Annotated in this window: 13 protein-coding genes; 8 read left to right on the forward strand and 5 right to left on the reverse strand. The window is 70.1% G+C overall.

Translation table 11 applies throughout. The annotated features are described in order from the left end of the window. Window positions 1–18: 18 nt before the first annotated feature. The 4 genes from OHA55_RS34675 to mmsB all read left to right on the forward strand — a co-directional run bounded on the left by OHA55_RS34675 (window position 19) and on the right by mmsB (window position 4,622). Window positions 19–240: a hypothetical protein gene (locus OHA55_RS34675; RefSeq protein ID WP_266714150.1), complete on the forward strand. Its 222-nt coding sequence runs from the start codon at window positions 19–21 to the stop codon at window positions 238–240. A 397-nt stretch (window positions 241–637) separates the two neighbouring features. After that, window positions 638–1,750: a multiple monosaccharide ABC transporter substrate-binding protein gene (gene chvE, locus OHA55_RS34680; RefSeq protein ID WP_266714152.1), complete on the forward strand. Its 1,113-nt coding sequence runs from the start codon at window positions 638–640 to the stop codon at window positions 1,748–1,750. A gap of 65 nt (window positions 1,751–1,815) precedes the next feature. After that, on the forward strand, window positions 1,816–3,387 hold the full coding sequence (mmsA, locus tag OHA55_RS34685) for a multiple monosaccharide ABC transporter ATP-binding protein (RefSeq protein WP_266714276.1): 1,572 nt from the start codon (window positions 1,816–1,818) through the stop codon (window positions 3,385–3,387). After that, window positions 3,384–4,622: a multiple monosaccharide ABC transporter permease gene (gene mmsB / locus OHA55_RS34690; protein WP_266714154.1), complete on the forward strand. Its 1,239-nt coding sequence runs from the start codon at window positions 3,384–3,386 to the stop codon at window positions 4,620–4,622. Before mmsA ends, mmsB begins: the two co-directional genes overlap by 4 nt. 205 nt (window positions 4,623–4,827) lie before the next feature. On the opposite strand, the gene OHA55_RS34695 is transcribed toward mmsB, so the two are convergent. Beyond that, window positions 4,828–5,373 (reverse strand): hypothetical protein, encoded by a 546-nt coding sequence (locus OHA55_RS34695; protein ID WP_266714156.1) that lies wholly within the window; start codon window positions 5,371–5,373, stop codon window positions 4,828–4,830. A 695-nt stretch (window positions 5,374–6,068) separates the two neighbouring features. Here OHA55_RS34695 and OHA55_RS34700 point away from each other — a divergent pair. Next, window positions 6,069–7,274, forward strand: a complete 1,206-nt coding sequence (locus OHA55_RS34700; protein WP_266714158.1) for an oxygenase MpaB family protein — start codon at window positions 6,069–6,071, stop codon at window positions 7,272–7,274. Between the two features lie 124 nt (window positions 7,275–7,398). Here OHA55_RS34700 and OHA55_RS34705 read toward each other — a convergent pair whose 3' ends face one another. The 4 genes from OHA55_RS34705 to OHA55_RS34720 all read right to left on the reverse strand — a co-directional run bounded on the left by OHA55_RS34705 (window position 7,399) and on the right by OHA55_RS34720 (window position 11,110). Then, on the reverse strand, window positions 7,399–8,598 hold the full coding sequence (locus tag OHA55_RS34705) for a TetR/AcrR family transcriptional regulator (RefSeq protein WP_266714160.1): 1,200 nt from the start codon (window positions 8,596–8,598) through the stop codon (window positions 7,399–7,401). Window positions 8,599–8,672: 74 nt separating this feature from the next. After that, window positions 8,673–9,764, reverse strand: a complete 1,092-nt coding sequence (locus tag OHA55_RS34710; protein ID WP_266714162.1) for an NAD(P)-dependent alcohol dehydrogenase — start codon at window positions 9,762–9,764, stop codon at window positions 8,673–8,675. After that, window positions 9,761–10,276, reverse strand: coding sequence for a DUF4334 domain-containing protein (locus OHA55_RS34715; RefSeq protein WP_266714164.1), 516 nt, complete (start codon window positions 10,274–10,276; stop codon window positions 9,761–9,763). The genes OHA55_RS34710 and OHA55_RS34715 overlap by 4 nt, the downstream gene beginning before the upstream one ends. Before the next feature lie 114 nt (window positions 10,277–10,390). After that, window positions 10,391–11,110, reverse strand: coding sequence for a TetR/AcrR family transcriptional regulator (locus OHA55_RS34720; protein ID WP_266714166.1), 720 nt, complete (start codon window positions 11,108–11,110; stop codon window positions 10,391–10,393). A gap of 417 nt (window positions 11,111–11,527) precedes the next feature. On the opposite strand from OHA55_RS34720, the gene OHA55_RS34725 reads away from it, so the two are divergent. Genes OHA55_RS34725 through OHA55_RS34735 form a run of 3 tightly spaced genes read left to right on the forward strand, consistent with a single transcriptional unit; the run spans window position 11,528 to window position 14,852 of the window. Further along, window positions 11,528–12,682 carry a CaiB/BaiF CoA-transferase family protein gene (locus OHA55_RS34725; protein ID WP_266714168.1) on the forward strand — a complete coding sequence of 385 codons (1,155 nt, stop codon included), beginning with the start codon at window positions 11,528–11,530 and terminating at the stop codon, window positions 12,680–12,682. Further along, entirely contained in the window at window positions 12,682–13,707 is a 1,026-nt protein-coding gene (locus OHA55_RS34730) for an LLM class F420-dependent oxidoreductase (RefSeq protein WP_266714170.1), read from the forward strand. Before OHA55_RS34725 ends, OHA55_RS34730 begins: the two co-directional genes overlap by 1 nt. Continuing rightward, entirely contained in the window at window positions 13,704–14,852 is a 1,149-nt protein-coding gene (locus OHA55_RS34735; RefSeq protein WP_266714172.1) for an acyl-CoA dehydrogenase family protein, read from the forward strand. Before OHA55_RS34730 ends, OHA55_RS34735 begins: the two co-directional genes overlap by 4 nt. Window positions 14,853–14,943 lie beyond the last annotated feature (91 nt).

Raw genomic sequence — 14,943 nt, forward strand, 5'->3', positions numbered from 1 at the left:
CATATGGATGATGAGCCTATGCATAAGAAGGTTATGGACCTCTGCCCGGGGCCGACCGCCGAGGAACTCATGCGCGCCGTCGAGGACATGGTGAGGTTCGTCCGCCTCGGTACCACCGCCGGAGGTCTGGGCAGGGCGTCCTCGTCGCTGCTCAACCGGCTGAACGGTGACGGGCCGCAGCGCCTGACGGAACTGGCCCGCGCCGCCCAGGGCAGTGTGCCCTCTGTGCATGTTCGGTGAAGTCGCCGTGGCGGCAGGGCTGTTCGCCGGTCCGAGTGCTTCGTCCTCGAACTACCTTGAGGAATCAGGGTGTTCGCTCGACGGCCGGAAGGACTTCCGGCGCGACGCGCCTGCCCCCGTCGTGAGGGGCGGCCGTCGGGGTCGGGCGCACCGCTTTCTGCGGGATGCGCCGTGTTTGCCGCTCATCTTCCTGCTTACGGGTGGGTATCGACGCGAGAAAAACCTCAACGCCTCTTGTACGACGCCGTTGTGAGCGCTAACAATCGAGCTCTGCCGGGTCTGCTGAGCCCCGGTCGCCAAGCCGGGACGACGCCGTCCAGCGGCGCGAGCACGCATGCTGCCGCCGAGGTCGTTCCGGACAGAGCCGCCTCGACGACGGGATTGCCAGGTAACGCCCATGACGAAACTCCGATCCGCATACGCCCTTCTGGCCGTGACCACTGGTTGTGCCCTGCTCCTGACCGCCTGCGGGCAGAGCAGCGAGGGAGGGAGCGAGGAGTCGAAGGACAAGAAGAAGGACCTGACCATCGGCATCGCCATGCCCACCAAGTCGTCCGAGCGGTGGATCGCCGACGGCAAGAACATGACGGCGAGCCTGAAGAAGGCGGGCTTCTCCGCGACCCTCCAGTACGGCGAGGACGACCCCGACCAGCAGGTCGCCCAGATCGAGAACATGATCACCCAGGGTGTGGACGCGCTCGTCGTGGCCGCCATCAACGGCGAGGCGCTCTCCAACGTCCTGCAGCAGGCGGCGGACGCCCACATCCCGGTGATCTCCTACGACCGGCTGATCCTGGGCTCCGACCATGTCGACTACTACGCCTCCTTCGACAACGAGAAGGTCGGCGAGCTCCAGGCCACGTACATCGTCGACAAGCTGGGTCTGGAGGGCGGCGCGAAGAAGGGGCCCTTCAACATCGAGCTGTTCGCCGGTTCCAACGACGACAACAACACCAAGTACTTCTTCAACGGCGCGATGAAGGTGCTGAAGCCCTACCTCGACAAGAAGCAGCTGGTCGTACGCTCCAAGCAGACCCAGCTCAACCAGGTCACCACGCTGCGGTGGGACGGCGGCACCGCGCAGAAGCGCATGGACGACCTGCTGACCTCCGCCTACTCGACCGCCCGGGTCGACGCCGTGCTCTCGCCCTACGACGGCATCTCCATCGGTATCCTCTCCGCCCTGAAGTCCGACGACTACGGAAGCGCCGCCAAGCCGCTGCCGATCGTCACCGGCCAGGACGCCGAGGTCGCCTCCGTGAAGTCGATCATCGCGGGCGAGCAGACCCAGACCGTTTACAAGGACACCCGGGCCCTCGCCCAGGTCGCCGCGGACATGGTGGCCGCCGTGCTCGACGGCAAGAAGCCCGAGACCAACGACGACACGACCTACGACAACGGCAAGAAGATCGTGCCGTCCTACCTGCTCGACCCGGTCAGCGTCGACAAGTCGAACTACCAGAAGGTCCTGGTCGACTCCGGTTACATCAACGCCGGGGAGCTCGGGTGACCTCCGCCACCCATCCCTCCGAGGTGCCCGCCCCCGAGCCGCCACCGACAGGACCGGTCCTGGAGATGCGGTCCATCGTCAAGACCTTTCCCGGGGTCAGGGCACTGTCGGAGGTGACCCTCTCCGTGGCGCGCGGAGAGGTGCACGCCCTGTGCGGAGAGAACGGCGCCGGCAAGTCGACGCTCATGAAGGTCCTGTCCGGCGTCCACCCCCACGGGAGCTACGAGGGCGAGATCGTCTTCGACGGCGAACCGTGCAGGTTCAAGGACATCAGGGCCAGTGAGCGGCGCGGCATCGTCATCATCCACCAGGAACTGGCGCTGGTTCCCTACCTGTCGATCGCCGAGAACATCTTCCTCGGCAACGAGCCGTCCCGGCGGGGAATCATCGACTGGCGCGAGGCGCTGCGCCGTGCCGCCGAACTGCTCAGGCGGGTCGGGCTCGACGAGCACCCCGAGACCCGGGTCGCCGACATCGGCGTCGGCAAGCAGCAGCTGGTGGAGATCGCCAAGGCGCTGGCGAAGGACGTCCGGCTGCTGATCCTCGACGAGCCCACCGCCGCGCTCAACGACGAGGACAGCACCAAACTGCTGCGGCTGATGGGGGAGTTGAAGGGCCAGGGCATCACCTCGATCATCATCTCGCACAAGCTGAACGAGATAGCGCGGATCGCCGACTCCGTCACCATCCTGCGCGACGGGCGTTCCATCGAGACCCTGGACGTCAAGGACCCGGCCACCACCGAGGAGCGCATCATCCGCGGCATGGTGGGCCGGGACCTCGACAGCCGTTTCCCCGACCGCACGCCCTACGAGGGCGCCGCCGACACCGAACCGGCCCTGGAGATCCGGGACTGGACCGTGCGCCACCCCCTCGACCGCAGCCGCAAGGTCGTCGACGGGGTCTCGCTCCAGGTCCGCCGGGGCGAGATCGTCGGCATCGCCGGGCTCATGGGTGCGGGCCGGACCGAGCTGGCGATGAACGTATTCGGCCGCTCCTACGGCCACTACGAGCAGGGCTCCGTCCTCCGGGACGGCCGCGAGGTACGGACGCGTACGGTTCCCGAGGCCATCGCCAACGGCATCGCGTACGTCACCGAGGACCGCAAGCACTACGGTCTCGACCTCGGGGACACCGTGAGCCGGAACATTTCGCTCGCCTCGCTCGGCTCCCTCGCCCGGCGCGGCATCGTCGACGGCCACGACGAGCGCAAGGTGGCCGAACGCTACCGGAAGACCATGAACATCAAGGCTCCGAACGTCCTCGAACCGGTCGGCCGCCTCTCCGGCGGCAACCAGCAGAAGGTCGTCCTCAGCAAGTGGATTCTCGCCGGTCCGGACGTCCTGGTCCTCGACGAACCCACCCGAGGGGTCGACGTCGGGGCCAAGTTCGAGATCTACACCGTGATCGACCGGCTCGCCTCCGAGGGCAAGGCGATCCTCTTCATCTCCTCCGAGCTGCCCGAACTGCTCGGCATGTGCGACCGCGTCTACACCATGGCCGCCGGGCGGCTGACCGGTGAGGTGTCCCGCGAGGACGCCACGCAGGAGGTGCTGATGCGGTACATGACCCGGGACACCACCGCACCACCGGCAGTCACCGCAGGTGCCACCCCCAGCGAAGGACACCAGGCATGAGCACCGACGTCAGTACGACCACGACCACGCCCGCGCCGCCGGGCGGCGGTTCCACCGGCGGGCCGGTCGGCCGGGTGCTCCTGGACGGCGTCCGGCGCAACATGCGCCAGTACGGGATGCTCTTCGCCCTCGGCCTGATCGTGCTCCTGTTCGAGATCTGGACGGGGGGCGATCTGCTGCTGCCGCGCAACGTCTCCAATCTGGTCCTGCAGAACAGCTACATCCTCATCCTGGCCATCGGCATGATGATCGTCATCATCGCCGGGCACATCGACCTGTCGGTGGGCTCCCTGATGGCCCTGGTGGGCGGCATCGGGGCGGTGCTCATGGTCGAGCACCACGTCTCCTGGCCGGTCGCGGTGCTGCTCACCCTGCTGCTGGGCGCCGCAGCCGGCGCCCTCCAGGGCTTCTTCATCGCCTACGTCGGCATCCCCTCGTTCATCGTGACCCTCGCGGGCATGCTGCTCTTCCGCGGGCTGACGGAGATCTTCCTCAAGGGGCAGACCCTCGGCCCGTTCCCCGAGGGGCTCCAGAAGGTCGCCAACGGGTTCCTGCCCGAGGTGGGACCGGAGACCAATTACCACAACATCACGCTGCTCCTGGGGATCGGACTGGCCGCCTACGTGGTGTTCCAGGAGGTGCGGGACCGCCGGCGCCAGCGCGAGTTCACCCTGGAGACGCTCCCCGCGGGCCTGTTCGCGCTGAAGACGGCGGCGCTGGTCGCCGCGATCCTCGTCACGACCCTGCTGCTCGCCAGTTACAAGGGCACGCCCGTGGTCCTGCTGATCCTGGCCGTGCTGCTGGTCGGCTTCGGATACGTGATGCGCAACGCCGTGATCGGACGCCATGTGTACGCGATCGGCGGGAACCTGCCCGCCGCGAAGCTCTCCGGGGTCAAGGACAAGAAGGTCACCTTCGCGGTGTTCCTCAACATGGGAATGCTCGCGGCGCTCGCCGGTCTCGTCTTCGCCGCGCGCTTCAACGCCGCCTCGCCTAAGGCGGGCGTGAACTTCGAACTGGAGGCCATCGCGGCCGCGTTCATCGGCGGGGCGTCGATGAGCGGTGGTGTGGGAACCGTGCTGGGAGCCATCATCGGCGGCCTGGTCCTCGGTGTGCTCAACAACGGCATGAACCTGGTCGGGGTCGGGACCGACTGGCAGCAGGTCATCAAGGGCCTCGTGCTGCTTGCGGCAGTCGGCTTCGACGTGTGGAACAAGCGGAGGGCGGGCGCCTGACCCCCCGGCCCCTCCCGCGACACGGCTGTGCCCGCCGGCCCTTGCGCCGGCGGGCACAGCCGTCCTGTCGGGCGTTCGCGCCCGTTCGCGCGGCGCGCGGTGCCCCGACGCGTGGTCGCGGACGGAGAGGGCGCGGAACGGAACGCGGTGGCAATGCCATGATCCGGCCACCCTCGGCCCGCTTCACGTGCCGTCGTGGAAGCGGTCAGGTCGACCGAAGGTGAACGGAGCTGATCGCCACCACCGTTCCGTCGCAGGCGTGGCGATAGGTGGCGACGTCGAACTTGAGGTCGCGCGGCGGTCTGTAGATCCTGTGCGGCTCGTTGTCGCGGTCGGCCCAACTGGCTTCGACTTCGTAATGCCCTCCCTCGCTCGCCGGCGTGCGGTCGAAGACCGCGTGCTCGGTCTTGGTGCTACGGAGGAAGCCGAAGAGCCAGGGCTTGTAGGTGATCGTTTCCCGGCACCGCAGGGTGGCTCCCTCGCCCTGGTCGAGATGGTGGTGTTTCTGGACCTCACGCCACAGGAGCTCCACGCCTCCGGCGACGAGCGTCGCGGGAGGGAGCCCGCCGCGGAGCGGAACGCCGGCGGCGCGGGCCTTCGCCGACAGATCCCCCAGGACCGACGCCGCGGTCCACACGGACGTCATCCGTCCCAGAACGGTCGGATACAGTGCGCCCCTCGGGTAACCCGGCAGCAGCGCGCGGTCGTTCGCCGAGATTTTCTCCCCTCCGTCCCAGACACGGAACTCCATTCCGGGTGGAACCTGTCCCATGCGGGCCACGAGCAGGTACGGCCTGTGGCCCTCCTGCTCCAGCACGCCGAAGGCACTTCCAGTCGTGCGGCTCCGGCCATGAGACGGGGTCGTGCCGGCCCCAGCTCCACTTCGTCGATGTCGCACTCTGCCCTGTACGCCTCGTAAGCCTGCTCGAACGACCGTGCAGCGCGCTGTGACAGCACGCCAACACCCCCTCCGGAGTACGCGAAAGCCGTGCTCCAGCGGTCTACCCGCCCCCGTCTCACGAAATCCGGGGGCATCCCCTGAGGGACAGCCGTCGCGCAGCGGGACGCAGCGTCATGCGCGTCGGCCGGTCGACGGTCCGTGGTCCGATCCAGCCACCGACCATCGGACCGGCTACCTGGCCGGCGGCTCGCTCGAACCGTCCGCACGACGCTGATCGAGCCGCGGTGACGTGCGAGTCCGGCGCCGTCCCCGTGCGAGATCCCACGGAGTCGTCCTCTTTCGTTCCGGGAGGACGACCGGTCCACCGCGGCACCACATTGGCGAAGAGCTCCTCCGTCACCACCATTGCCGACGGCATCACACCTCGCTATGTTAATCAAAAATCACATCGGTGTGACACGGTCCACCGCGTGTGGATCACCCGACTTGCAAGTCTGCGAAGGCTACTCGAAGCCAACTGACCCATCAGGGAAGCAGGTAAGTCAATGGAGAATCTCAGCAGGCGAAAAATGTTGTCCCTCGGCGTGGCTCTCGGTCTCGTGGGCGTGGCCAACCCGGCCCAGGCATGGGCGTCGACGGGATCGACCGGGGGAGCCACCGCCACCACGGGGACCGGACCGGCGTGGATCTGGGACGACCTGGCGGACCCGCTGATGGCCTCGATGGTCGACAACGGCCACGTGCCCGCGATCAACGCGGCGTGGGGGTCGTGGGTGAACAACAACGACCCGCTGCCCACCGGCGTTCCGGCCGAGTTCACCTCGTACCTGAGCCAGGTCAACCGGCTGCCCTCCTGGGCCGACCCCGTCAAGCTCGCCCGTGCCGCGGACTTCAACCGGCGCCGGGACACGTACCTCTTCATGCTGTACGGCCTCGGCGGCGGGATCATGAGCACCGTGATCCCGCGCGAGGCCAAGAGCGTCTACTGGTCCGCGGGCGGTGCCAACATGCAGGACCGCGCGGCCAAGACGTTCACGTTCGGGTACGACCTCTCCCAGCTGGGGGCCTTCGAGCCGACGGGGCAGTTCGTCGTCACCGCGAACAAGACCCGTGTGGTGCACGCCGCGGTACGCCACCTGCTGCCGCAGTCGCCGCACTGGCAGGCCGTCGCCGACGAGACCATTCCGATCAGCGCGGCCGATATCCTGGTCACCTTCCACAGCCTCGGCACCTACGTCCACCGCAAGCTGCTGGAGTGGAAGGTCCCGTTCTCCGCCGCGGACCAGGAGGCGTTCCTCCACTCGTGGCAGGTCGCCGTCCACCTGCTCGGAGTGCCGGACGAGTACATCCCGCAGACCTGGGCCGCCGCCGACGCACAGTCGGCGCAGGTGCTCACCCCGATCCTCACTCCGTCGACCGAGGGCATCGCGCTGGCCGAGGAACTGCTCGGCCTGACCGCGCAGATCGACCTCGGCGTCACCCGCGGGTTCCTGAACGAGTTCGTGCGCTACGTCCTCAGCGACCAGGTCGGCGACTGGCTCGGGCTGAAACGCGACTATGTGTCGGCGGCCCTGGTCCGTACCGCGTGGCCGGCGTTCATCCTGTTCCGTGAGGGGCTGTCGCCCATCATGCCCGGCTCGTTCTACGTGTTCGACCAGTTCGTCCGCGCCCTGGCCATGCTCTTCCTCAACAAGGGCACCTCGGGGGCCACCACACCCATCACCATCCCCACCGGGAACAGGGCGGCCTGATCCGCCGGTCCGGTCAACACCCGTGCCCGCCCCCGGCGATCGGCCGAGGGGCGGGCACCAGGGCAACCGGCGCGAGAGAGGCACTCCACGCCCCGACGGCGCTCCGGCGACGCCGGGCGGCCGTTCAGACGCCGAGAGCGGACACGACCAGGGCGGTCACGGACTCGCGGTGGCCGGGAGTGTCCAGCCACCGGAGTCTGCGCCCCGCCTCGACCACCACACCGAACCCGGCGTGCACCAGAACCCGCGCCTGACGCGGGTCCAACTCGGGACGGGCCAGCCTCAACTGCTGCTCCCAGACGGCGATGTGCTCCCGTTGCGCGAGGACCAACGGCCGGCGGTGTCCCGTGGGCAGACCGGCGAGTTCGGCCTCGGCGACGCTGTTGAGCTCGGTGTACTCGAAGCTGTAGGCCACGTACGTCGCCGCCAGAGCGACGACGGCGTCGTGGGGGCCGGTCACCTCGCGCAGACTCCGCTCCACCCCCTGGGCCAGCAGCGCTGCGGCCTGGAGGCAGGCCGCAGCCAGAATGTCGGTCTTGCCGGGGTAGTGGCGGTAGAGCGCGGACGGGGTCAGCCCCACCGCCTCCGCGATCTGGCCGTTCGTGACGCTGGCGAAGCCGTCCCGGGCGAACAGCGGGACGGACGCCGCGAGGATCTCCGCGCGCCGGGTGCGCGGCACCGGCTGGGCGGGCAGATCCACCACGGTGCGCGAACCCGCCGGAGCCCCTGCCGGACCACTCGCCGCTACGCGCAGCGCTGAGGCCAACAGCAGCTCCTCCAGTCTGCGTTGGGCGATCGACGTGTGATGCATCGTGATGGACCCGATCGCCCCGAGGGCGGCCAGGGTGCGCAGACGCTCATCGTCCCGCGGGTGCTCGCGCTGCACCGCCTCGTCCACCCGCCCGGCCAGACGGTCGAACTTGGCCGCGAGACGACGACGGTCCTCGCGGCTGAGATAGCGGGCCTCCCAGCGGTACACACCACCCGACGCGCGATGGGCGACGGTGATCCGGGTGACCGCGGTGAGGACGTCCGCCAGCGCCGCCCCGGGAGGCACCTCGTCGAGCGCGGCGACCAGGCCGTCCACCATGACGTCGGCGCACTCGGCGAAGAGCGCGTACTTGTTCGGGAAGTGCCGGTACAGGGCTGCCGCGGTGATACCCACGCCGGCCGCGACCTCCTCCATGGAGGCCGCGTGATAGCCGCGCTCGCTGAAGACCCGCCCGGCCGCCCCGACGATGAGCTGCCTGCGGTTGCGGGGCCGCGTGGCCGCGGTCGCGTCGGGGGCCGCGGCCGAACGCGCGGACGGGGAGGCGGAGGCCATGCGGAGCAGTCAATCACACGGCGTCGGAGCGCCGGACTTCCTCGGCCGGGCCCGCGGGACGCGACTGCCGGTGGTCAGGGGAAGACGAGGACCGGCTTGACCGCACTGCCGTCCCGCATGGCGGCCACCGCCGCCCCGATCTCCTCGAACGGGAACGTGGTGACCAGTCGGCCGACCGGGAAGAGCCCGCGCCGGTACAGGCCGATCAGCTCGGGGACGAAGGTGCCCGGGTCGGAGTCGCCCTCGATCACCCCGTGGACGCGGACCCCCTTGGCGAGCAGCCCCATCACGTCGAACGTCACCTCGCCGCCGAGGCCGAGAAGGGCGAGCTCACCGCGCGGGCGCAGCGCCACGACCGCTTGTCGGGCCATCTCCGGACGCCCCGTGGTCTCCACGACGTACCGCGCCCCACCGCCGGTGAGGTCGCGCAATTCCGCCACCAGGCCGTCCCCGGGAGGCAGGGCCGCATGCGCGCCGAGTTCCACCGCCAGCGCACGCCGGGAGGCGACCGGGTCGACTGCCACCACCGGGTCGCAGCCCACCGCCACCGCCGCCATCAGCGCGCTCAGGCCGACCCCGCCCGCGCCCAGCACCACCAGCGAGGAACCCGGCGGGGGGCGCAGTCGGTTGAGCACGGTCCCGGCGCCCGTCTGGCCGCCGCAGCCCAGCGGTGCGGCGACCTCGTCCGGCAGGTCGGCGGGGATCTTGACCAGGCCGCGTTCGTGGACGACCGCGTACGTGGCGAAGCTGGACTGGCCGAAGAAGCCGGCCCGCAGCGGTGCGCCGTCGAGGGAGAGCGGAGTGGAGCCGTCGTCGCGCCCGCCGGAGAAGTTCAGGGCCTGTGCGGCGTGGCAGTACGCCGGGTGGCCCGCCGCGCACTCCCCGCAGGCCCCGCAGCGGGCGAAGGTGAGGCAGACCCGGTCGCCGGGCGCGACACCGGTCACCTCCTCGCCCACCGCCTCGACCAGACCGGCGCCCTCGTGGCCGAAGACCATCGGCATGAGCTGCCGGGGCCAGGACTCCCGCATCGCCAGGTCGGTGTGGCAGACGCCCACCGCGGTCATCCTCACCAGCGCCTCGCGGGGCCGCGGGTCCTCGAGCTCCACGTCCCGGACGGTGAACGGTGCGCCCGGCGCCTCCACGACCGCGGCGCGGACGCGTCTCACGATTCCTCGGTGGCGCGCGGGGCCGGTGCGGCGAGCCGGATCCCGGGGGCGCGTTCCAGGAAGAAGTAGTAGAAGGGGCCCTCGGCCGGAACGCCCTTGGCGTTCATGATCCCCATCAGGGTGTTCCCGTCCACCCGCTTGAAGTGGTCGAAGACCGGCCGGCCGTCGTAGGCCATGGTGGCCGTGGACTCGCCACGGAACTCGACGGTCCACAGACTGGCCTCACCCTGGCCGAGTTCGAGGTTGGAGTACAGCTCGCCCGCCGCGTTCCGGCAGACCAGCGGCTTGGCGTCGTGCACGGAGAGGAACGACTTTCCGTACCAGTCGGCCTTCGCCAGCATGCCGTCGAGCGGGTGGCCGGTGCGGAACTCGCCGCCCTTCCAGTCGCCGAGGATCTCCTCGGGGCTGACCGTGTCCAACTCGGCCCAGACCGCGTCGAGTTCGAGCGGGTCGACCTGGCCGTCGTGCTCCCGGAGTTCCTGGAACCGGGCGTGGGCTTCGGTGGGGTTCATGCGGGTGTCCTCTCGTCGGTGCGGTCCGTGGAGGTGTGTCGGTGGCGCGGTGCATCGGTGGTGCGGCAGCGCGGTGCGTCGGTGGAGCCGTGGTGCGTACGGTGGCCCGCCGGGTCACCTGGGGGAGCGTGCGGCGGAACCCCCGGACGAGGGGGACCGGAGGGGAGTGCGCCGGTGGTACGGGAGCGCGGGACCGCCGGTGACCGCTCCGGGGTGGCCGAGCGTGCCGAGGCAGAACAGCACATGGCGCTCGGCGACCTCCTCCGCCGTGAGCGGACCGTCCGCGCGGAACCAGTTGGCGACCCCCTGGCACATGACGAGTACCGAACGCACCGCGTCGGCGGGGAAGGGTGTGGTGAACACACCCGTCGCCCGGCCCGTCTCGACCGCGTCCAGCAGCATGTGCTCCAGGTAGTCGCGCAGGGCGACGTAACGGGCCCGGTTCTGCGGCTCCAGGCTGCGTATCTCGGTGTCCAGGAAGGCCAGCCGCCGACGGTGGGCCATGTAGAGCACGATCGACTCGACCATGCCGCAGATGCGCGCCAGCGGATCGTCCCCGGCCTCCGCGGCCGCGGCCCGGCAGCGGTCCAGGACGTCCTTGATGGACGCCTCCAGCAGGGTGGCCAGCAGAGCCTGCTTGTTCTCGTAGTGGTAGTACAGCGCGGGCACGGTGACGCCGACCCGGCGGGCGATGTCCCGGACCGAAGTGCCGTGGTAGCCGTGCTCGTTGAAGGCTTCCATGGCGTGGAGCAGGATCGGGTGCAGTTCGAGCGGTCCGTAGGAGCGCCAGTGCGCCGCCTGGGGCGTGGGGTCCTGGCTCGGCTGGGTGTTCAACGACTCTCCCGGGGCCTGTCGTTCGGATCGTGCTGGGCTCGCGCGTCCGGTGCCGCGCCTCGCGGCGTCGTCGGTCGCCGACGCTCCGCGTGGACTCCCTCTTCCGCCTTCCGGCGTACGGCAACGGACCCCGCTCCCCGATCCAGCATGATCCGAACGAAAGGCCCGGGGGCGGGTGGCGATCGGCGACATCGTACGGCCGTGGGTCCCCGACGGCATCCTTCCTGTGCTTAGCGATCGATCAGTGATCCTGGCGAACGAACCCCGGCCTGCTCTCAATTCCCCGCCACTCCACCACAAAAACTCGTGCTGCGCGAGGAGTTGACCGACCGACTCCGCGCTTCTACGTTTTAGCGAACGCTCAGTAAGGTCCCGGTCGATCGGCGGGAAGACCGCCGCGCACCGAGAAAGGAACCCATGAGCCACCCTTCCCCGGACCCGCCCGGCGCTGCCGTGAAAGGCCCTCTGGACGGCGTACGCGTGCTCGAACTGGCAGGGATCGGTCCTGGTCCGTTCGCCGCGATGCTCCTCGCCGACCTGGGTGCCGACGTGGTGCGCGTGGACCGTCCCGGCCCCTCGCCGCTCGGCGGCGATCCCGCCCGCGACGTGACCAACCGCAACAAGCGCTCGGTCCTGATCGACCTCAAATCGCCCGAAGGGCCGGAAACCGTAAGGGCGTTGGCCGCGCGCGCCGAGATCCTCGTGGAGGGCTACCGACCCGGTGTGGCCGAACGCCTCGGGGTCGGCCCCGACGAGTGCCTGGCCGTCAACCCCGCGCTGGTGTACGGCCGGATGACCGGCTGGGGCCAGCACGGACCTCTCGCCGCCAGGGCCGGACACGACATCGGCTACATCGCCACCGCCGGCACCCTGTCCATGATCGGCACCCCGGACGGGCCACCGGCCCTCCCCGCCAACCTGCTCGGCGACTACGCGGGCGGCTCCCTCTACCTGACCACCGGCGTCCTCGCCGCGCTGCTCACCGCCCGCGCCACCGGCCGGGGCCAGGTGGTGGACGCCGCCATCGTGGACGGCGCCGCACACCTCACCGCCATGTTCTGGGGGATGCTCGCCGAGGGCACCTGGCAGGACGCCCGGGGCCGCAACCCGCTCGACGGCGGCAGCCCCTTCTACGGCGTCTACGAGACCGCCGACGGCGGCTGGATGGCGGTCGGGGCGCTGGAACCGCAGTTCTACGCGGTGTTCGTCGCCCTGCTGGGTCTGGACGGAGAGGATCTGCCGGACCGCTCCGACCCGGGCGACTGGCCCGAGCTGAGGGCCGCGTTCACCGCACGCTTCAAGACCGCCACCCGCGAGGAGTGGACGGCCGTCTTCGAGGGCACCGACGCCTGCGTCGCACCCGTCCTCACGCTGCGCGAGGCGGCCGGGCATCCGCATCTGGCAGGGCGCGGCACCTACACCGAGGCGTACGGCATCACCCAGCCCGCTCCCGCGCCGAGATTCTCCGGCACCCCCGGCACCCTGCGGCTTCCCCCGGCCGTCCCCGGCGCGCACACCCCGGACGTGGCCCGCGACTGGGACGTACCCGGACTTCTGAAGGGTCACAGCTGATGGAACTCTCCTCGCCCCTGACGTACGCCGGTGATCCGCGTGCCGCCGCGGACGGCGCCGCCGCCCTGGAGGCGGCGGGACTCGACGCCGTCTGGGTCGCCGAGGCCTACGGCTTCGACTCCCCGACGCTCATGGGATACCTCGCCGCGAGAACCGAGCGGATGCGGATCGGCTCGGCAATCCTCAACGTCTACTCGCGCACCCCCGCGCTGATCGCCCAGACCGCGGCCGGACTCGACGCCATCAGCGGAGGCCGCGCCGTCCTCGGCGTCGGCGCCTCCGGGCCGCAGGTCGTCGAGGGCTGGCACGGCCGCCGGTACGACCGACCGCTGGGCCGCACCCGCGAGGTGATCGAACTGTCCCGGCGGATCTGGCGGCGGGAGGTGATCGAGCACCGCGGCATCACCGAGCTGCCCCTGTCGCCGGAGAAGGGCGGCACCCTCGGCAAGCCGCTGAAACTGCTGAACCACCCGGTCCGCGACACGATCCCGGTCTACCTCGCGGCGCTCGGCCCGGCCAACGTCAAGATGGCCGCCGAGATCGCCGACGGCTGGCTGCCGTTCCTCTACGTCCCCGAGCACGCGGCCGAGGTCTGGGGCCGGTCGCTCGCCGAGGGCGCCGCCGCCCGCGATCCCGCGCTCGGCCCGCTCCAGGTCGTGGCCGGCGGACTGCTGGCCATCGGCGACGAGGCCGAGGCCGTCCGCGACCTGATGCGCCCCACCGTCGCCCTCTACGTCGGCGGCATGGGCGCCCCCGGCCGGAACTTCTACCACGACTTGATCAGCGCCTACGGCTACGAGTCGGCGGCGGCCGCCATCCAGCAGCACTACCTCGCGGGCCGCAAGAAGGACGCGGAGGCGGCCGTACCCGCGGAACTCCTGGAGCGGCTCTGCCTGGCCGGTCCCGAGGGACATGTACGCGACCGGGTCGAGGCGTTCCGCGAGGCGGGGGTGACGATGCTCAACGTCACCCCCGTCGGACCCGATCCCGTTCGTCTGATCGAGCACGTGAGGAGCTGGCTGTGACATTCGGACGCGACCTGTACGGACCCGACCACGAGGCGTTCCGCGAGACGGTGCGGACCTTCCTCGCCAAGGAGTCGGTTCCCCACCACGAACGCTGGGAGAAGCAGGGCGTCGTGGACCGTGAGGTGTGGCGATCGGCGGGCCGGCAGGGTCTGCTGGGCATGGCCGTCGCCGAGGAGTACGGCGGCGGAGGCAGCGACGACTTCCGTTACAGCGCCGTGCTCATCGAGGAGCTGGCCCGCGCCGGCGCCTCCGGGCCGGCCCTGAGCCTGCACAACGACATCGTCGGCCCGTACCTGACCCGGCTCGCCGACCAGGAGCAGAAACGCCGCTGGCTGCCCGGGTTCGTCTCCGGCGACATCATCACCGCCATCGCCATGACGGAACCCGGCGCCGGTTCCGACCTCCAGGGCATCCGCACCACCGCCACCGACCAGGGCGACCACTACCTGCTCAACGGCGCGAAGACCTTCATCTCCAACGGCGTTCTCGCCGACCTGGTGATCGTCGTCGCCCGTACCACCCCCGAGGGCGGCAGCGGCGGCCAGAGCCTGCTCGTCGTGGAACGCGGCACGGCGGGCTTCGAACGCGGCCGCAACCTCGACAAGATCGGCCAGAAAGCCCAGGACACCGCCGAGTTGTCGTTCACCGACGTGCGTGTTCCCAAGGAGAACCTGCTCGGCGAGGAGAACCGGGCCTTCGTCCACCTCGTGGAGAACCTCGCCCAGGAGCGGCTGGCCATCGCGGTCGGCGCCGCCGCCGGGGCCGAGCGGATCCTGGAGGTGACCACGCGGTACGTCAAGGAGCGCGAGGCGTTCGGCAGACCGCTGGCCCGGCTTCAGCACATCCGCTTCGAGATCGCCGAGATGGCCACCGAGGCGGCGGTCACCCGCACCTTCCTGGACGCTTGCGTCCTGGAGCACAGCCAGGGCCGGCTCGACGCCGTACATGCCTCGATGGCCAAGTGGTGGGCGACCGAACTGCAGAAGCGGACCGTCGACCGCTGCCTCCAACTCCACGGTGGATACGGCTACATGAGCGAGTTCCCGGTGGCGAAGGCGTTCCTCGACAGCCGTGTCCAGACCATCTACGGCGGCACCACCGAAATCATGAAGGAGATCATCGGCCGCTCGCTGCTCGGCTGAGCACCGGACGGGATCTCCGCGCGACACCCTCCGCGCCTGCGCACGGGCGAGATCCCTCCAGACCCGACTTCCCTCAGACCTGATACGGAAG

Origin of the sequence: Streptomyces sp. NBC_00102, from assembly GCF_026343115.1 — a bacterium.
Classification (GTDB): Bacteria; Actinomycetota; Actinomycetes; order Streptomycetales; family Streptomycetaceae; genus Streptomyces.